Annotated in this window: 17 protein-coding genes; 7 read left to right on the forward strand and 10 right to left on the reverse strand. The window is 60.2% G+C overall.

Features of this window, described 5'->3' with window-relative positions:
* The first annotated feature begins 2 nt into the window (after nucleotides 1–2).
* The 3 genes from dapA to dapD are packed head-to-tail and all read left to right on the forward strand — an operon-like array spanning nucleotide 3 to nucleotide 3,804.
* A complete protein-coding gene (gene dapA / locus I1M21_RS03765; RefSeq protein ID WP_195192492.1) occupies nucleotides 3–2,312 on the forward strand; it encodes a 4-hydroxy-tetrahydrodipicolinate synthase in 2,310 nt (769 codons plus the stop codon).
* The gene (gene dapB / locus I1M21_RS03770; protein WP_195192493.1) at nucleotides 2,305–3,045 is read left to right on the forward strand and encodes a 4-hydroxy-tetrahydrodipicolinate reductase; all 741 of its coding nucleotides are present in this window, start codon (nucleotides 2,305–2,307) and stop codon (nucleotides 3,043–3,045) included. The genes dapA and dapB overlap by 8 nt, the downstream gene beginning before the upstream one ends.
* 39 nt (nucleotides 3,046–3,084) lie before the next feature.
* On the forward strand, nucleotides 3,085–3,804 hold the full coding sequence (gene dapD, locus I1M21_RS03775) for a 2,3,4,5-tetrahydropyridine-2,6-dicarboxylate N-acetyltransferase (protein WP_267471382.1): 720 nt from the start codon (nucleotides 3,085–3,087) through the stop codon (nucleotides 3,802–3,804).
* Between the two features lie 90 nt (nucleotides 3,805–3,894).
* On the opposite strand, the gene I1M21_RS03780 is transcribed toward dapD, so the two are convergent.
* The 7 genes from I1M21_RS03780 to I1M21_RS03810 all read right to left on the reverse strand — a co-directional run bounded on the left by I1M21_RS03780 (nucleotide 3,895) and on the right by I1M21_RS03810 (nucleotide 11,452).
* Nucleotides 3,895–4,239 (reverse strand): type II toxin-antitoxin system RelE family toxin, encoded by a 345-nt coding sequence (locus tag I1M21_RS03780; RefSeq protein WP_195192494.1) that lies wholly within the window; start codon nucleotides 4,237–4,239, stop codon nucleotides 3,895–3,897.
* Entirely contained in the window at nucleotides 4,236–4,586 is a 351-nt protein-coding gene (locus I1M21_RS03785; protein WP_195192495.1) for a hypothetical protein, read from the reverse strand. Before I1M21_RS03785 ends, I1M21_RS03780 begins: the two co-directional genes overlap by 4 nt.
* 85 nt (nucleotides 4,587–4,671) lie before the next feature.
* A complete protein-coding gene (locus I1M21_RS03790; protein ID WP_195192496.1) occupies nucleotides 4,672–5,676 on the reverse strand; it encodes a nucleoid-associated protein in 1,005 nt (334 codons plus the stop codon).
* Nucleotides 5,677–5,750: 74 nt separating this feature from the next.
* Nucleotides 5,751–6,911 carry a DUF2974 domain-containing protein gene (locus I1M21_RS03795; protein WP_195192497.1) on the reverse strand — a complete coding sequence of 387 codons (1,161 nt, stop codon included), beginning with the start codon at nucleotides 6,909–6,911 and terminating at the stop codon, nucleotides 5,751–5,753.
* A 127-nt stretch (nucleotides 6,912–7,038) separates the two neighbouring features.
* A complete protein-coding gene (locus tag I1M21_RS03800) occupies nucleotides 7,039–7,989 on the reverse strand; it encodes an L-lactate dehydrogenase (RefSeq protein WP_195192498.1) in 951 nt (316 codons plus the stop codon).
* Between the two features lie 201 nt (nucleotides 7,990–8,190).
* Nucleotides 8,191–9,354, reverse strand: a complete 1,164-nt coding sequence (locus tag I1M21_RS03805; protein ID WP_006234344.1) for a pyridoxal phosphate-dependent aminotransferase — start codon at nucleotides 9,352–9,354, stop codon at nucleotides 8,191–8,193.
* 118 nt (nucleotides 9,355–9,472) lie between these two features.
* Nucleotides 9,473–11,452: an NAD(+) synthase gene (locus I1M21_RS03810; protein WP_229025568.1), complete on the reverse strand. Its 1,980-nt coding sequence runs from the start codon at nucleotides 11,450–11,452 to the stop codon at nucleotides 9,473–9,475.
* A 203-nt stretch (nucleotides 11,453–11,655) separates the two neighbouring features.
* Here I1M21_RS03810 and I1M21_RS03815 point away from each other — a divergent pair, with 203 nt between their 5' ends.
* From I1M21_RS03815 to I1M21_RS09905, 3 genes are all read left to right on the forward strand, one after another.
* Complete coding sequence (locus tag I1M21_RS03815; RefSeq protein ID WP_195192500.1) at nucleotides 11,656–12,618, forward strand: hypothetical protein; 963 nt, start codon at nucleotides 11,656–11,658, stop codon at nucleotides 12,616–12,618.
* A gap of 139 nt (nucleotides 12,619–12,757) precedes the next feature.
* Nucleotides 12,758–13,138, forward strand: coding sequence for a hypothetical protein (locus tag I1M21_RS03820; protein ID WP_195192501.1), 381 nt, complete (start codon nucleotides 12,758–12,760; stop codon nucleotides 13,136–13,138).
* Nucleotides 13,119–14,066: a hypothetical protein gene (locus I1M21_RS09905; RefSeq protein WP_195192502.1), complete on the forward strand. Its 948-nt coding sequence runs from the start codon at nucleotides 13,119–13,121 to the stop codon at nucleotides 14,064–14,066. Before I1M21_RS03820 ends, I1M21_RS09905 begins: the two co-directional genes overlap by 20 nt.
* Before the next feature lie 214 nt (nucleotides 14,067–14,280).
* Here I1M21_RS09905 and ettA read toward each other — a convergent pair whose 3' ends face one another.
* The 3 genes from ettA to I1M21_RS03840 all read right to left on the reverse strand — a co-directional run bounded on the left by ettA (nucleotide 14,281) and on the right by I1M21_RS03840 (nucleotide 17,120).
* The gene (ettA, locus tag I1M21_RS03830) at nucleotides 14,281–15,960 is read right to left on the reverse strand and encodes an energy-dependent translational throttle protein EttA (RefSeq protein ID WP_195192503.1); all 1,680 of its coding nucleotides are present in this window, start codon (nucleotides 15,958–15,960) and stop codon (nucleotides 14,281–14,283) included.
* Nucleotides 15,961–16,144: 184 nt separating this feature from the next.
* Nucleotides 16,145–16,849 carry an SdpI family protein gene (locus I1M21_RS03835; protein ID WP_117745883.1) on the reverse strand — a complete coding sequence of 235 codons (705 nt, stop codon included), beginning with the start codon at nucleotides 16,847–16,849 and terminating at the stop codon, nucleotides 16,145–16,147.
* Nucleotides 16,842–17,120 carry an autorepressor SdpR family transcription factor gene (locus I1M21_RS03840; RefSeq protein ID WP_022094448.1) on the reverse strand — a complete coding sequence of 93 codons (279 nt, stop codon included), beginning with the start codon at nucleotides 17,118–17,120 and terminating at the stop codon, nucleotides 16,842–16,844. The genes I1M21_RS03835 and I1M21_RS03840 overlap by 8 nt, the downstream gene beginning before the upstream one ends.
* A 460-nt stretch (nucleotides 17,121–17,580) precedes the next feature.
* Between I1M21_RS03840 and I1M21_RS03845 the strand changes: the two genes are divergently transcribed.
* Nucleotides 17,581–18,375, forward strand: a complete 795-nt coding sequence (locus I1M21_RS03845; protein ID WP_195192504.1) for a tRNA threonylcarbamoyladenosine dehydratase — start codon at nucleotides 17,581–17,583, stop codon at nucleotides 18,373–18,375.
* Nucleotides 18,376–18,386 lie beyond the last annotated feature (11 nt).

The raw sequence follows: 18,386 nt of genomic DNA on the forward strand, positions 1-18,386 counted from the left end.
ACATGGCACTGACCCCCAACGAAGCATATGCGGCAAAGCGGCCGTTTGTGGACAAGGAGACGCTCGAACACATCGTCGAGCAGTTCCCCACGCCGTTTCATCTATACGACGAGGCGGGCATCCGTCGCAATATGCAAGAGGTGCGCGACGCCTTTGCGTGGAACCCGGGCTTTAAGGAGTACTTCGCCGTCAAGGCCAATCCCAACCCGGCGCTCATTTCCATCCTTAACGAATACGGCTGCGGCTGTGATTGCTCGAGCTACACCGAGCTCATGATCGCCCGTTCGCTGGGCATCACGGGGCATGACATCATGTTCTCGTCCAACGACACGCCGGCGGCCGACTTTGCGCTCGCCGACCAGCTGGGCGCCATCGTCAACTTTGACGACATCAGCCATATTGAGTTCTATGAGCGCGTCGCCGGCCCGATTCCCAAAACGGTCAGCTGCCGTTTTAACCCAGGTGGCCTGTTCCAGCTTTCCAACGGCATCATGGACAACCCGGGCGATTCCAAATATGGTATGACCACCGAGCAGCTCTTCGAGGCCTTCCGCATGCTCAAGGCCAAGGGCGCCGAAAACTATGGCATCCATGCATTCCTCGCCAGCAACACCGTCACCAATGACTACTATCCCAAGCTTGCGCGCATCCTCTTTGAGCTTGCCGTGCGCCTGGAGCGTGAGACCGGCGCGCATGTCGCCTTCATCAACCTCTCTGGCGGCGTAGGTATCCCCTATCTGCCCGAGCAGCAGGCAAACGACATCCACGCCATCGGCGAGGGCGTGCATGCGGCATACGACGAGATTTTGGTCCCCGCAGGCATGGGAGACGTTTCCATCTGCACCGAGATGGGCCGCTTTATGATGGGCCCCTATGGCTGCCTGGTCACCAAGGCCATTCACGAGAAGCAGATCTATAAGGACTATATCGGCGTCGATGCCAGCGCGGTCGACCTGATCCGCCCCGCCATGTATGGCGCCTACCACCACATCACCGTCATGGGTCAGGCAGGTGGCACCGACAAGACCGCTGCCCCTGTCACAGACACGTATGACATCACCGGCAATCTGTGCGAGAACAACGACAAGTTCGCCATCGACCGTCAGCTGCCGCATATCGATATGGGCGACGTGCTGGTAATCCACGACACAGGCGCGCATGGCTATTCCATGGGCTACAACTACAACGGACGCCTGCGCTCTGCCGAAGTATTGCTGCGCCCCGATGGCTCTGCCGACCTCATCCGTCGTGCCGAGCGCCCGGGCGACTACTTTGCCACACTTGACGTGTTGCCATGCGGCCGTGAGCTGTTGGCCAAATCGCGCGCCGATGCCGCCCGACGCCGTGCTCAGGACGAGCGCATCGCCGTTGCCGCCCAGTGGAACAAACGCATCCAGATTGCACAAGCAAAGGAAAAGAATATGGATATCCGCAACCTCGAGGGCTCGATTGTCGCCCTCGTTACGCCTTACAAGAAGGACGGCAGTGTCGACTTCGATGCACTCGAGGGCCTGGTCGATTTCCATCTGCAAAACGGCACCGATGCCATTCTCGCCCTCGGCACCACGGGCGAAAGCGCCACGATGACCGACGACGAGGACAACTCCGTTGTCGCCGCCATCGTTAAGCAGGTAGCCGGCCGCATCCCCGTCATCGCTGGCTCGGGCTCCAACTCCACGCAGACCATGCTCACCAAGTCGCTCACCTACCAGGGCTTGGGAGCCGACGGCCTGCTGCTCATTACCCCCTACTACAACAAGTCCAACGAAGAGGGTATCTACCGGCACTTTAAGACCGTTGCCGATGCCGTGGACATCCCCTGCATCCTGTACAACATCCCTGGTCGCTGCGGCTGCGGCATCAGCGAGCGCAACGTGGAGCGCCTGGCTGCACACCCCAACATCATGGGCATCAAGGAAGCCTCGGGCAACGTCGCCTTCGCCGCCAAGATCGCGCACCTGCTGTCCGACGACTTTCGCATGTACTCGGGCGAGGACGCGCTCACCGTGCCGCTCATGAGCCTGGGTGCCTCGGGCACCATCAGCGTGTGGGCCGACGTGCAGCCGCAACTCGTGCACGACATGTGCCGTGCCTACCTGGACGGTGACGTGGAGCGCGCCCGCGAGATCCAGATTGCCGGCCAGCTGCTCGTCAACGCCCTCTTTAGCGAGGTCAACCCCATCCCCGTTAAGGAAGCGCTCGCCCAGATGGGCATGATCGAGGCCAACTATCGCATGCCGCTGTGCCCCATGGCAGACGACACGCGCGCCGTACTTACCGATGCTCTGAAGGGAGCTGGCCTGCTTGATTAAGACCGTCATTATGGGAACGGGCCGCATGGGCTCGCTCATCCGCACCACCGCCGAAAGCATCGTTGATGCCGCCGGTCAACCCGTTTTCGACATCGTCGCCCAGATCGGCTTTGACCTGGCCGAGCTTGAGAGCGCACCGGCTGCCGATGTGATCATCGACTTCTCGAACGTCGTGACCTTTGACGCCGTCGTTGCCTATGTCGAGCGTACGGGCGCTGCACTCGTTTCCGGCACCACGGGCTACACGCCTGATCAGATGGACCGCCTGCGCGAGCTGGGCCAGGGCGCCCGCGTCATGCACTCCGGCAACTACTCCATCGGTATCGCCGCCCTGCGCCACCTGGTGGCCCAGGCCACGCGCGAGCTGCCCGGCTTTGACTGCGAGATTGTCGAGACGCACCACAACCAAAAGGTCGATGCCCCCAGCGGCACCGCCAAGCTGCTGCTCGACGCCGTGGTCGAGGCCGAGCCCGAGGCCGGCTACCACCCCGTCTACGGTCGCGAGGGCATGTGCGGCGCGCGCGATCCCAAGGAGATAGGCATGCACTCGCTGCGTGGCGGCACCGTCGCCGGCGTGCACGAGGTGAGTTTCTTTGGCCAGGACGAGGAGGTCACGCTCACGCACCGCGCCACGAGCCGCCAGATTTTTGTCAACGGCGCCCTGGCCGCCGCCCAGAAGCTCGTCGTCCGCGACCCCGGCTTCTACACCTTCGACCAGGTCATGTTCGCCTAGCCAATCATTAACCAAGCCCGCGTAAAGGAGAAACAAGATATGAGCAACGCAGCCGAGATGGATGCACAGGAGATTATCAACTACATCGCCACCGCGCCCAAGAAGACGCCCGTCAAGCTGTATGTGCGCGAGAAGCCCGGCATGAAAGTCCAGTGGGGCGATGTACACGTCTACGGCGGTCGTCGCGGAAAGACCGTCTTTGGCGACTGGGATGAGCTCAAGGCCATCCTCGACGCCAACGCCGACTCCATCGACTACTACGACGTGGAGAATGACTGCCGCAACTCCGCCGTCCCTATGCTCGACCTTAAGGGCATCAACGCCCGCATCGAGCCGGGCGCGATCATCCGCGACCGCGTTGAGATCGGTGATCGTGCCGTCATCATGATGGGCGCCATCATCAACATCGGCTCCGTTATCGGCGAGGGTTCCATGATCGATATGGGCGCCGTGCTGGGCGGCCGTGCCACCGTGGGCAAGAACTGCCACATCGGCGCCGGCACCGTACTTGCAGGCGTCGTTGAGCCTGCGAGCGCCACGCCCGTCATCATCGAGGACGATGTCATGATTGGCGCCAACGCCGTGGTCCTGGAAGGCGTGCGCGTGGGCAAGGGCGCCGTCGTGGCTGCAGGCGCCGTATGCGTCGAGGATGTCCCTGCCGGCGCCGTCGTGGCCGGCGTTCCCGCCCGCGTCATCAAGATGCGCGACGAGAAAACCGACAGCAAGACCGGCCTCGAGGAAGGCCTGCGCCAGCTGTAGAGTTACGCGGGTATCAAACGGCATATCGACGCATAGCGCAATTCATCCAAAGCAAAAAGGCCGAAGCCCAATCCGGGGCTTCGGCCTTCGCTATCTTAAGGTTCCGTCGTATTCGACCATGGCTGAATGCTTCGACAAACGATCGGCAGCCGTCTTATAGACTTCGGAACGGTCGCGCCGACCTATTGCAACGATCTCGGCAATCTCAACCGTTCCGTCCTCTCGGATTCGAAATACCATTCGGAGTCCCGCCTTTCGCCATTTAATCTTTTTGCAGCCGGCAAGCTCACCGTGAAGCGGCGTTCCGATTTCATCGGCGCGCGTCTTTAATTTCGCCACTGCAATGCGGACGAGCCTTCGCTGAGAACCATCTAGTTTTTGATATTCCTTTTCGACGTCTCGATTCAAAAAGCCGACGACAAAGTGCCCGCTCATTCGAAAAGATCCTCATCCGAAATCGCGTCGGAGTCCATCGATTCGAACTCCGCGAGCTCCTCAGGAGTCAGGGCATCTTCAAACGGAATAAACTCATGTGGTCCGTTTTTGATTCGATCTGCCGCAATGCGATCAAGCTCAAGTTCGCGAAGGTACTGTAGGGCGCCGTACATTTCCTCATAGGCAGCGTAGTCGATAATCACGGTATCGATATCGTTATGATCGGCGATAAACTGCGGCGCGCGCTTAGCGCGCTTGCGAACGGCAGATAAGGACTTGCTCGCTTCGGTGGCAGAAACTACCTGATCTTTTGTAAACACCGGCTTTTCCAGAACAAGTGGGGACATTTGTACCTCCAAAAATAATCTGGATTATATTTCAAAGTATACTTCAAAATATAATCCAGATTTCTCTTTGGAAGAAACTATTGCGCTATCGGTTCTCGATGCTTCCGATGTTCTTGAGCTCGATGGAGATGAGGCCGTTGGGCTCGTTGACGAACTCGATGTACTCGGAGTTCGAGCCCATCTCGGCCGGGAAGCTGATCTCGATACCCGTATCGGTACGAATCTTGTGATTGCGCACGGCCGCGCGCTCGACCTGCTTGCGCTCCACAGGCACACGCTCGGGCACCTTTTCCTCGGTCAGCGCCGCACGCACGCTCTCTTTGATGACCGGCTCGTCCTCAAAGACCTCGTCGACGATATCCCAGGGCGGCAGTTCCTCGTCGTCTTCGACCTTCTCGGCAACAGCGGCTTTGACCTTGGCGAGCGCCACGGCCGTGTTGGCGCCGTGCTCCTCGGCGACCTCCTCGACCACGCGTGTCACGGTGTCGATGACCTCCTTACCCGACACGCCCGTGTCGCACTGCAGCAGGCCATCGGGAATAAGCATACGGTCCTCGCCGGCAATCTTGCGTTTCTTGTCCACGTACCCAATCTCCATGGTGCTCGCGCGCACGATGGCATAGCTTGGCACCTTTTGCGAGGGGTTTGGCAGAATAGCGTAATGGCGCGCGATGTCATTGCGCACCTCCCCCTCCTCGCGGCCCACTTCGTGCATAAAGGCCTGCTTGGAGCCCAGCAGCATCACGGCAAACCAGCGGGCATCCTCATCGTCGTCAAAATCAGCCACGAGTACGTCGGTGGACTCGGCTTTCTCGGCCTTGGCGAGTTCGGAAGAGATGAACTCCGCAATCTGCTGAGACAGGTCCACGAACTCACGCTCACCAAAGAAATAGCCCTTGAGCTCGCCGCCGAATGCGGAGTTTTCGGCAAACGTGGCGCGCTTGTTATCGGCAGACGTACGGGCGCGACGCAGGTGCGTGGTCACGAAGTTGCGCACGGTACGGCTCTCGATATCGAGCTCGCGCTGGCTCATGACGTTGACGGCAGAGTCAAAGTCCAGGATATGCAGAATCGCGTGATTGATTTTCATATACGGCATTCCGTTCTAGATCGAATTGAGCACGAATCAGTATAGCGGTCGAGCCCACCCCAATGCACCAGTGGCTAGCGCAGAAGCTCGGACTGCCACGCCTCAAGCTGCTCCGCCAGGCTCTTACCAGCAGCAGGAACATTGAGCTCAGGGCGCTTGGGCAGCAGCGCGCATTTAAGAATTGCTGCAATCGTCTGCGAGATAAAACGGCGCGTATCCTTGTCGAAACCTTGCGCAGCCTGGAGCATCACCGGCAGGCTCTCGCGAAGATTCCCTGCGATATCCGCAAATCGTTCGGCGCCCGTGGCCTCAAACACGGAGAACAGCGCATCTACGAAGCGCTCGCGCTCGGCAGGCTCCACTGCGAGCAACATCTCGCGAATAGAGCCATCGACGTATCGTGCGCCGGCAGACAGGCGCTCGCAATACACAAAGTCGCAGCCGTCAACGACCCAGCTAAAGGGATTGTGCTGCAGCAGGCTGAACTCGGTGCTCTCGACAATGGCGTAATCCTCCTGCGCCTCGAACATCATGCCGAAAATCGACGACTGCGGCAGGGTTTTATCGATGCGACCGGACAGGCCCGCAAAGGCGTCGCCACTCAGGAACTCCTCGACAAAGCCGGGACCATCATGCGAGAAGGCCCTCTCGATTCGGTCACCAGCAGCTTCAGAGCACATCGCCGCGCCATACACCGCCAAGTTGCCGCCCTTGGAATGTCCTCCACACAGCAACGGACCGTCAATCGCGGCAGCTGCCTCGTCCACATAACGCGCCGCGGATTCCTGGGCCGGCACAGGACGCCGGAACGCCATGTTAAAGTCCTCTTTCCAGCCCACAATCGTGCTGTCGGTCCCCCGGAAGGCAAGATAGCTAAACCCCGCCGGAAATCGGAACGTCATGGCCGCAAACTGCTCCGTTGTCTCGGCATCACTCACGCTACGATAGCCGCAAACACGAACGCCACGGTAGCGGGGGCTTGCTGCCACAGCCTCCAACAGGGCACGGCTCCCCTCCGGATCCCACAGGTCGCCAATCATGTCTTGGTAGCACTCGGCGCGCAGCAGCTCGCGTACGTCTAGGCCCTGCCAGTTCGTCAGCTCCGCCATATCACCCGGCAAACGCAAATAGGACAACCACGCAAAGACCAGGCTATCCACCGCGCAGAACGGCCGTTCCTCAAACGGATCAAACGCCGTCTGGGCATAGGTCAAAAAATTAGGCGAATCCGACATGGCCCTCCCATCAACTATGGTGCATTGGGGTGGTGCAAAGTAACCTGACCCCCTCGCACCAAAAAGGCGCCCGGACCGTGTGGCCCGGACGCCTTTCATTGTAGCCTGTTGCCCAAAAGAGCTTGATTTAGCAGGAGAAGTCGACGCTGTCGATGATGTCCTTGAGGGCCTTGGCGGAGGCGGTGAGCTCATGCTGCTCGTCATCGTTCAACGGCACGGGAACGCGGCAGACGACGCCGTCACGGCCAACGACCGTCGGCATGGAGATGGCAAGATCGGACAGGCCATACTCGCCCACCATGAGCGAGGAAACGGGCAGAACGGTCTGCTCGTCACGCATAACAGCGGTGCAGATGCGCTTGACAGCCATGGCGACGCCGTAGTAGGTGGCGTGCTTCTTCTCGATGATGGTGTAGGCGGAGTTCTTGACGTCCTCGGCGATGCGCTTCTCGGCGGTCTCATGCTCCAGATGACCGTGAAGCTCGCAGAAGGTGTTCAGCGGCACGCCGGCAACCTGAGCGCTGGACCAAGCGACAAACTCGGAGTCGCCGTGCTCACCCATGACATAGGCCTGGACATCGCGCGGGTCAACCTCGACGTGAGCACCAAGCATCTGCTGCAGACGGCCAGTGTCGAGCACGGTGCCGGAGCCGATGACATGGCCCTCGGGCAGGCCGGACATCTTGATGGCAGCATAGGTCAGAACATCAACCGGGTTGGAGACGATTAGCAGAATGCCGTCGAAGCCGGACTTCTTAATCTCGGGGATAATGGACTTAAAGATGTTTACGTTCTTGTTGACCAGGTCCAGGCGGGTCTCACCGGGCTTCTGGGCAGCGCCAGCGGTGACGACGATCATGGCGGCGTCCGCGACATCGGAATAATCGCCGGCGTAGATCTTCATCGGCTCGGCAAACGTCATGCCGTGCGCGATATCCAGAGCCTCGCCCTCGGCGCGATTCTTGTCCACGTCGATGAGGACCATCTCGGAGAACAGACCGCTCTGCATCAGTGCGAACGCCGAAGACGAACCGACGAAACCGCAGCCGACAATAGCGACCTTCTTCTCGTTAACCATTACAAACTCCCATCTCTCTCCACAAACAAGCCGCTCGGGAACGACCCGAGCGGCTTGCCGTAATCCCAATACATCCAATCGGGACTTTGATTATGCTCCTATTCGCAGCCAAAAATCGACCGTTTACCGAAATTGTTTGCAGAATTCGTAAAATAACTGCACGAAATCGGTTTCGAGCTATTGACGAGTCGAAATAGGTTTCTAATACAGGCCCGCCTCGCGAATGGCCTCGACAGCCAAAGCGATCTGATCGGGCGGCAAGACCAGTGCCATACGCACGTGCCCCTCGCCCGAAGGGCCAAAGCTCGCGCCCGGCGTCACCACAACGCCGGCCTTCTCCATAAGCTCCTCGCAAAACGCCATGGAATCGGTGCGACCACCGGGAAGCTTGGCCCACACAAACATAGAGCCATGCGCGTTGGGACGCTCCCAGCCCAGGCCCTCAAGACCGTCACACAGGGCATCGCGGCGTTCCTGGTACTTCAGACGCTGCGCCTCGACCTCATCGCGCGGACCATTCAAGCAAGCGATGGCGGCCTTCTGGATCGGGAAGAACATACCAAAGTCGATCTGGCCGCGCAGCTTGGCAAAGGCCGAGACCACATCCTCGCGGCCGACCAAAAAGCCGATACGCGCACCGGTGACGTTAAACGACTTGGAGAGCGAGAAGAACTCAACGCCCACCTCGAGCGCGCCGGGATACTGCAAGAAGCTGCCGCCCGGCTCGCCGTCGAACACGATGTCGGAGTACGCGTTGTCATGGACGATGAGCAGGTCGTGCTCGCGGGCGAAAGCGATGATCTCCTCGTAGACCTCGGGAGTGCCCACCGAGCCGACCGGGTTCGCGGGCAGCGACACGATCATATATTTGGCACGATCGGCCACCTCGGGATCGATACCCGCCACATAGGGCAGGTAATTGTGCTCGGCAACCAGCGGATAGTATTCGAGCTTGGCATCGGCGATCTTGGCACCCGCCTCAAAGACCGGGTAGCACGGATCGGGAACCAAAATGGTGTCACCCGGATCGAGCAGGGCAAGGCCTAAATGGCCCACCCCCTCCTGCGTGCCGTTGCACGACTGCACCATAGACGGCGTAATGCCCGAAACGCCAAAGCGGCGCTCATAGTAATCGCACACGGCCTGCTTGAGTTCGGGCAGGTCGCGCAGGGCATACTTCCACATCTCGGGATCTTGGGCTGCCTGCGTGAGCGCCTCGACCACGTGGTCGTACGGCTTAAAGTCGGGCGTGCCCACGCTCATGTTGTAAATGGTCTTGCCCTGGGCCTTCAGCGCGAGAAGCTTGTTGTTGAGCGAGGCGAAGACCTCCGCGCCAAAGCGGTCGAGACGCTGCGATGCCTGCATGGTGCCACCTTTCGATATAAAAAACGCGGCGCTCCGACAAGAGCGCCGCGCGATACGGGCCATCAGATTGCAAAAGTGTAACGCTTGCAACCCCCGTATTGGTTCAATTTAGCCAACCTTAGTCAACTGGATTGAGCGCGTCGATCTGCGCAAGCCACAGACGCGAGCTAGCGTCACTCGGCATACGCCAATCGCCGCGCGGGCTAAGCGTCACCGAGCCCACCTTGGGACCATCGGGCAGGCAGCTGCGCTTAAACTGCTGGGCAAAGAAGCGACGGTAGAACGTACGTAGCCACGTGTGGACGGTCTTGGCGTCGTAGACGCCCTCGAAGCTCTTGAGCGCCATGCGGTAGATCTTGCCAGGCTCAAAGCCAAAACGCAGCAGGTAGTAGAGGAAGTAGTCGTGCAGCTCGTACGGGCCCACCAAATCCTCGGTCTTCTGCGCAATCTCGCCGTCGCCCGTGGGCGGCAGAAGCTCGGGGGACACCGGCGTATCGAGGATATCGAGCAAGACCTCGGCAATGCGCCCGCCAAAGACATCGGCGGCATAGCGCACCAGATGGCGCACAAGCGTCTTGGGCACGCTCGCGTTGACGGCATACATGCTCATATGGTCGCCGTTATAGGTAGCCCAGCCGAGCGCCAGCTCCGACAGGTCGCCCGTGCCAATGACAAAACCGCCAGCCTGGTTGGCCAGATCCATCAGAATCTGCGTGCGCTCGCGCGCCTGGCTGTTCTCGTAGGTCACGTCCTGCACGGCCGGATCATGCTCGATATCCTTAAAGTGCTGCTCCACGGCAGCATGGATCGAGACCTCCCGGAAGCTCACGCCCAGGTCGCGGGCGAGTGACTCGGCATTCGACTTGGTACGATGCGTCGTGCCAAAGCCCGGCATGGAGACGGCCGTGATGCCCGTGCGCGGCAGGCCCAAGGCATCGAACGCACGCACGGTCACGAGCAGCGCCAGCGTGGAATCGAGGCCGCCCGAAAGGCCGATGACGGCAGCCTTGGTGCCCGTATGGGCAAGGCGGGTCTTGAGGCCCGCGGTCTGTAGGTCGAGAATGGTCTCACAGCGCTCGGCCAGGTCGCCGTGGTCTGCCGGAACAAAAGGCGCGCGCGGGAAGACGCGGTCAATATCACAGGCATCGCGCAAGGCGGGCTCTTCGGTGAGCGTTCCCTCAAACGAAAACTCAACGGTCGTGGCCTCCGGCGCATCGTCCGGGCGCGTCCACGTCGTCGAGCGGCGACGTTCGGCCACCAAACGATCAAGGTCAACGTCGGCCACTGCCATGTCGCAGGTGAGGAGCTTCGTCGCAGCCAACTTAGAACCATTTTCGTAGACGAGGTTCTCCCCCGCAAAGACCATGTCGGTCGTGGATTCGCCCTCGCTCGCGTCCGCATAGGCATAGGCGCAGTACAGACGCGCGCTCTGGTTGGAGATAAGGCTACGGCGGTAATCTGCCTTGCCGATGATCTCGTCCGAAGCCGAGGGGTTGAGGATCACCGTAGCGCCGGCAAGCGCCATCTCGGTCGAAGGGGGCGCGGGCACCCACAGGTCCTCGCAGATCTCGATGCCAAGCACCATGTCCTCGGCACCCTCGTCACAGCAACGATAGATAAGCCCCGAACCAAGCGGTACCGGACCCTGACCGGCAAATTCAATCCACATGGGATCGACGGGCGCCGGAGCAAACCAGCGGCGCTCATAGAACTCGCCATAGTTGGGCAGATACTTCTTGGCCGTAAGACCCAAAAGCTCACCCGCGCAGCACACGGCGGCACAGTTGTAGATGTTCTCGGCCACCGCCACAGGAAGACCGATGGTAAAGACAATCGGCAGCTCACGAGTCTCATCGAGGATATGCACCAGAGCAGCCTCGCAGGCATGCAGCAGCGTGCGGTTATGGAACAGATCGGCCGCGGTATAGCCGGTCAGGTTAAGCTCGGGCAGCACCAGTGCGCGAACGCCGCGCTCGGTAGCCTCGCGAACAGCCGCCAGCGCAACCTCGGCATTGCCCTCGACATCGGCCACGCGAATCCGCGGCGACGCCGCCGCCACACGCAAAAAGCCATCAGACTGAGAAAGGTGAAGATTCATAAGAATGCTCCCGTGCGTAGACACCATTCACAACAATTAGCAAGCCCTATTGTAGTTCAACCGCCGGGTCCAACCGTATCCCACCAACTTGGTGAGCTATTGATGAGTTGATGGTATCTGTTAAATGTCACGTACGATTCACATCTGGTGGGTACCCTGATGGCTACACGAAACGAAGCAGATTTACACCGGGAGGACCCCGTATGACAACCAAGTACACCGACGCGCCGCGCACGCGCGTCATGACTCCCGCCGCACTCAACAACGGCGTTCACGAGAACCATTCCATCGGCCAGACCATGGCCATCGCGCCCAAAAAGGGCCTGTTCGACGACATTTCCATTCCCCAGATCATCGCCGGCGCCGCAGCCGCCGCCACAAGCGTCGCACTTGCTTCCAAGATTGGTATCGCAGGTTCAGTAATTGGCGCCGCCGTGAGCTCGGTCATCACCGTTGTGTCCTCGCAGGTCTACCGCCACTTTATCTCTGCCAGCGCCAAAGCCCTCAAAGGTACGCACGCCGACGTCGACTACCCCGCCGGCGCCTATGAGCCTGTTGAGTTTGATGCCGAGGAGCACCTGGGCGGCGCCGCGACTACGCAAGAGATGCGCCAGATTGCGGGGCGCGCGACCACGGCGCGCGTTGCCCCCAACAGCTTGCGCGCCAAGGCGGCGGCAGAGCGCAGCCAGACGCAAAAGCAGGTCATCATCTTCTCGATCGCCATCGCCATCGTCGCGGTCATCGCCTGCACCGGCGCCATCCTTATCACCACCGCCGGTGAGGGTCTGGGCGAGCGCCCCGAGCCAATCCTTTCATCGCGCACGACCGAGCACGACGCGGATAGCTCCGGTCAATCGCAAAGCCGGCAGGACGACCCGCAGGGCACCTCCGCATCCACCGACTCGTCCTCGAACGCCCCCGATCAGTCGCAGAGCGCTGATTCTTCTGCGAACAGCGGCGGCACGCAATCCGGCACGACCGACTCAAGCCAAACGACTGACGGCTCTCAGCCGAGCACGGGCGACCAGACGAGTGGCAATACATCGGGCACGGAATCTACCGACAACGGCAACACCAACAGCTCGAACAGCTCGAACAGCTCGGGCGGAACCGCGTCCGGCGCGGCATCTGACAGCTCGAGCCAAGGCACGGCATCGGGCAACTAAGCACGTTTGCCTCTCATAGATAACCGACCTGCATAACGGGCGCGAACCGGCAAACGGTCGCGCCCGTTTGCCTTGGGCGCCGAGATGGCAAGCCCCGTGCGATGGTAAGATGCTTTGGTGTGTAAAGAGGAGATTTGCCATGAGCAAGACAATAGTTAGGCCCACGCTATCGCTGGGCAACCACATCTATCTGTATCGCCTACTGCGCGATGCAATCGGATGCGGCAAGCAAACGTTTATGACGCAGGTCGAGGAGGCGCTCGCCGCAGGCGACATGGCCGCTTATGACCTGGGCTTCGAGTCCACGCGCGAGCTGCTCGAGGAGCTCGACGACTGCATTAAGCTGACCGTCTTTAAGGGCGGTCGCCTGTATGCCACCGTCATCGCCAACGAGGCCTGGGATGCCGCCCTTGCCAAGGGCGAGGACAAGCCCAAGGCAGCCAAGGGAGCCAAGCAGTCCTACAAAAAGAAAAAAACGCGGCGAGAAGGACCTCAAGGCCGTGCGCCCCAAGCGCGTTAAGCGCGCCGAGCCCGAGCCCGTGGCCGAAGTCGCTCCGAAGTCCGAGCCCGAGACAGAGATCGAAGTCGCTATTGAGGTAACAGCAGAAGCCGAAACCGAAATCGCCGTCACGACCGATCCCAAAGTCATATCCGAGCAGGAAGCCACTGCGGATCCCAACGAGGCTCCCAAGTCGACAACCGAAGAAGCCGCTAACCAATCCGAGACGCCTGCGTTCCAAAACAGCGATGTCTTTGGCGACGAGGCCGAGGACGATCAGTCCGACGAGCCCGCCGATCAAGGCGTTACCGAGTCGGCGCCGGAGCCCGAGACGCCGCAGCCCGCCATCTCGCTCACGGTCGTCTATGACCCCGAGAACGCCAACGCCGGCATCACCACCATGGCTTCCACGCCGGTCGAGACAAAGCCGAGCATCGAGAACGAGAACGCAACGCAGGTTGAGATTGAAACTGCAGCTGCAGACGCGCCCGTCACCGTGAAGCCCGCAGATTCCACAATCAAGCCGGAAGCGACGCCGGAGCCCGCACCCGTCATCGAATCCGTGCCCACCTCTGCTTGCGACCAAATTCCCGCACCGGCACCGGCTCCGGCACCCGCAGCGGCCCCAACCCCCGCACCTGCAGCGCCCGCCATCCCCGAGGACTTCCCCGTCGATTTCGCAACCGAGGTCTTCTGCCCCGGCCCGCTTCTGCACCAGTTGTCGACCTATCTCCCCTACGGCGCCGATACCCTCGGCATCGTCGGCGAGTACTACTGGATCGCCCGCGAGCGCGGTACCATCGAGGCCGCGCGAAACCGCGCAGACTTCCCCCTGCGCTACACGCAGGCCGGCGAGCGCCGCGAGGTTACCGTGCGCATCCGCCGCAACACCACCGGTGGCCTCGGATCCACCTGGGCCATCGATAAAGTCGAAGAACCCGAGCAGTAACGACAAACGGCTCAAATCCAAATCAGGATTTGAGCCGTTTTTATTTGTTGATGTTGCGTAACCAACAGCGAGCGGGCCGCAAGTGCCCCAGGTTGCCGTGAAAGAGGAGCGACGCGTACTTCGGTACGCGAGCGACGGCCTGAACGGCAAGATGGGGTGCTTGCGACCCGCGCAGCGTCGAGCAGTTACGCGGTTTGGAAAACCGCGTAACGATCTAGTCGCGCGTCAGCTTGCGGTGAATACGATGCGGCTGGGCTGCATCCTCGCCCAGGCGCTCGATGCGGTTGGCCTGATAGGCCTCGAAGTTGCCCTCGAACCAATACCAGTTGCCCGGGTTCTCATCGGTGCCCTCCCACGCCAGAATGTGCGTGGCGACACGGTCCAGGAACATACGGTCGTGGCTAATGACCACCGAGCAGCCCGGGAACTCGAGCAGCGCCGCTTCGAGCGAGGACAGCGTCTCGACGTCGAGGTCGTTCGTGGGCTCGTCAAGGAGCAGCAGGTTGCCGCCCTGCTTGAGCGTGAGCGCCAGGTTCAGACGGTTGCGCTCGCCACCGGAGAGCACGCCAGCGCGCTTCTGCTGGTCCTGGCCCTTAAAGCCAAAGCTCGCCACGTACGCGCGGCTGGGGACCTCGGTCTCGCCCACCATCATGTGGTCCAGGCCATCCGAGACGACCTCCCACAGGTTCTTGTCGGGGTCGATGCCAGAACGGTTCTGGTCGACGTAGGAGATCTTGACGGTCTCGCCCACCTCGAGCTCGCCCGAAGTCAGCGGCTCCAGGCCCATGATGGTCTTGAAGAGCGTAGTCTTGCCCACACCGTTGGGGCCGATGACGCCCACGATGCCGTTACGCGGCAGGGTGAAAGAAAGGTCGTCGATGAGCACGCGACCGTCGAATTCCTTGTGCAGGTGATGGGCCTCGAGCACCTTGTTACCCAAACGCGGTCCAACGGGAATGCGGATATCGGTCCAGTCGAGCTTCTGGCTTGCGCGGGCCTCGGCCTCCATCTCCTCGTAGCGAGCCAGACGGGCCTTGTTCTTTGCCTGGCGAGCCTTGGGCGAGCTGCGTACCCACTCGAGCTCGGCCTCCATGCGCTTGGCGAGCTTGGCGTCGCGGTTGCCCTGCGCCTCGATACGGGCGGCCTTGGTCTCCAGATACGTGGAGTAGTTGCCCTTGTAGGGATAAAGGTGACCGCGGTCGACCTCGCAGATCCACTCGGCAACGTTATCCAGGAAGTAGCGATCGTGCGTGACGGCAAGCACCGCGCCCTGGTAGTTGTGAAGGAAGTGCTCGAGCCACAGGATCGACTCAGCGTCTAGGTGGTTTGTGGGCTCGTCAAGCAGCAGCAGGTCGGGAGCCTCGAGCAGCAGCTTGCACAGGGCCACGCGACGGCGCTCGCCGCCGGAAAGCACGATGACCGGCATGTCGGAATCGGGCAGCTGCAGGGCGTCCATGGCCTGGCCGAGCTTGGAATCGATATCCCAGCCATCAGCGGCGTCGATCTCGTCCTGGAGCTTGCCCATCTCGGCCATGAGGGCGTCCATGTCGCAGTCCGGGTCGCACATCTCCTCGCCGATCTTGTTGAAGCGATCGACCTTGGCAATCATGTCGCCAAACGCCATGCGCACGTTCTCGATGACGGTCTTGTCGTCGTCGAGCGGCGGCTCCTGCTGCAGGATACCCACGGTGTAGCCGGGGGTGAGCCTGGCATCGCCGTTGGAAACTTCCTCGATGCCGGCCATGATCTTGAGCAGGGTCGACTTGCCCATGCCGTTGGGACCCACGACGCCGATCTTGGCACCGGGGTAGAAGCTCAGGGTCACGTCGTCAAGGATCACCTTGTCGCCATGGGCCTTGCGAGCCTGATACATCTGGTAGATAAACTCCGCCATATGTCTGTTCTATCCTTTCTACCTGCTGTTTCCCTATTCTTGATTCGCTTTAGTGGAAACGAAATGAGGGAACCAGCTCTGAAACTTAACGAAAAAGGGGCATGGTTGCCCACACCCCCTAATACTACCTGGGAAAAGTCCCCCGGAACATACTATGAACTGCGTACGCTAGTTTTCCGCAACCTTAACGAGCGGCTCGCTGCGATTTGCGCCACAGCAGATACGAGTAGACGTAGACGGCTCCAACCGAACCAAACGCCAGAGCCGCAATCACCGCGGCGACGACTTCACTCGAAAGCACGCTGCCTGCCACGCCCATCACAATCAGGCCAATACCCAGCACCATAAAGCAGGCGCCGCCAAAACGCTGCGTACGGCGCCAGTTCTCGGGATCGGCAAGCGCCCAGGGTGTCTTGATACCGAGCGTATAGTTCTGCTTCACACGCGGCAAGTAGTTGCCTACGCCGATGAACAGCAAACCGACAACACCGGAAATCAGCACGTTAACCGAACCGACCGCCGGCACCACGCCCCAGACCGTAAGCTCTCCCAGCCAGCTTATGGCGCACATGAACAAGGTGAAGGCGATTACGAAGCCCTGGTAGAACTTGCCCGAAGTTCGATATGCCTCACCTTTGGGGTCGATGCGCGGCACCACGCAGAACATTGCGAGAAGCGCCAGAGGCAGCACGCCGAGCGCGGAGGCCATCCAGCTAGGACCCCAACCGTCGACGGCGCCGTTCGCGCCCCAGTGCGTGGGAATCTGCGCAGGCAAGCTCGGCATCACCATGAGGTGCGCTACGACATTGGCGACGCACAGAGCGACCAGCGCAATCCACACGCGCGACGATACCCCCGTGGGGTGAATGCCCTTGTTTTCGTTATTCATCCTTATCACCTTCCGTGTTTGTAAAACCCATAAACCAGCCAATCAAATCCTGCATGACGGTGGTGTTTAAGCTGTATACGATGTTTTGGCCATGGCGCTCGTCGGTCACCAACCCGGCGTTTTTGAGCGTCGCCAAGTGATGGCTCAGCGACGGCTTACTGATATCGAAATGCTCGGCAAGCTCCCCCGCCGTGCAATTGCCCTCGCGCAGCAACTCCAAAATGCGCCGTCGCGTTGGATCGGCAAGCGCCTTAAAACCCTCTCCCGGCATAAGACCTCCTCTCATCATCTCTCATGACGCGCACACTATACTCGATATTTAGATGTTTGTCTAACTATCTAATACAGGAACATCTATAGAACATTCGTTCGTATTGAGCTACAATGGAAGTTGAAGCAGATGGGCCAGCTCCCTCTATCCGAGAAGGAGATGGACTATGAGTATTGACGATGTCCTGACGTTGTTATTGCTTGTAATCGCGGCTGTGGAGCTCGGCATCCACATTGGAGGTCGAATGAAATAGCCGCCCCCGCGTAATGCGAAGACGGCCACTTCTCACGCCAAAAACGTGTTTCGGAGTTGGCTAACCCGCGGCAACGGGTGCCATCTGCTTCATCTTATGCGAATCCCTGCCCCATTTCAACAATCACCTAGGGCTCAAATGGAATCGCGATAACACCTATAATGGCAATAGCTAAAACACGATTCGCTTCCCCATCGGAGGATGTCTATGACCGAAACCGCTGCCGCTCTCGTCGAGACACGCGACATCAAGCTCGAGATCATCATGGGCCGCGAGGCACTCGATAAGCTCGCCGATGCTACGGTGCTGGTGCTCGGCTGCGGAGGCGTGGGCTCCAACTGCTGCGAGGCACTCGCCCGCGGCGGCATCGGTCATTTCGTCATTCTGGACAAGGACATCATCGCGCCCAGCAATATCAATCGCCAGGCCATCGCCTTTCACAGCACCATCGGCAAGCGCAAAGTGGACGTGATGGATGCCATGATTCGCGATATCAATCCCGCCGCCACCGTTATCAAGCGCATCGAATACCTGCTGAGCGACAACATCGACGAGTTCTTCGCGAGCGTTTTGGAGCAGACGGGTGGCAAGCTCGACTACGTCGTCGACGCCATCGACACCATCTCGGCCAAGCTTACCATTGCCAAATATGCTCAGGACCACGGCATTCGTTTGGTTAGCTCCATGGGCGGGGCCAACAAGCTCCATCCCGAGTGCCTCCGCTTTGCCGACATTTTCGATACGGTACGTGACCCCATGAGCCGCATCATGCGCAAAGAATGTAAGAAGCGCGGCATCAAGAGCCTACATGTACTGTTTAGCTGCGAGGAATCGGTTAAGACACAGCCCCGCGACCCTTCCAATATCCACGAGCGCACCGAGTTGGGCACCGCCAGTTTTATGCCGCCCATCATGGGTCAGATGATCGCCGGCGAGGTTATCCGCCAGATCAGCGGGCGCGGCACCGAGCGCGTACGCGCCGACGGCCAACGCCTGGACTAGCAGGATGTCCT

This window comes from Collinsella aerofaciens (genome assembly GCF_015546965.1).
GTDB lineage: Bacteria > Actinomycetota > Coriobacteriia > Coriobacteriales > Coriobacteriaceae > Collinsella > Collinsella aerofaciens_X.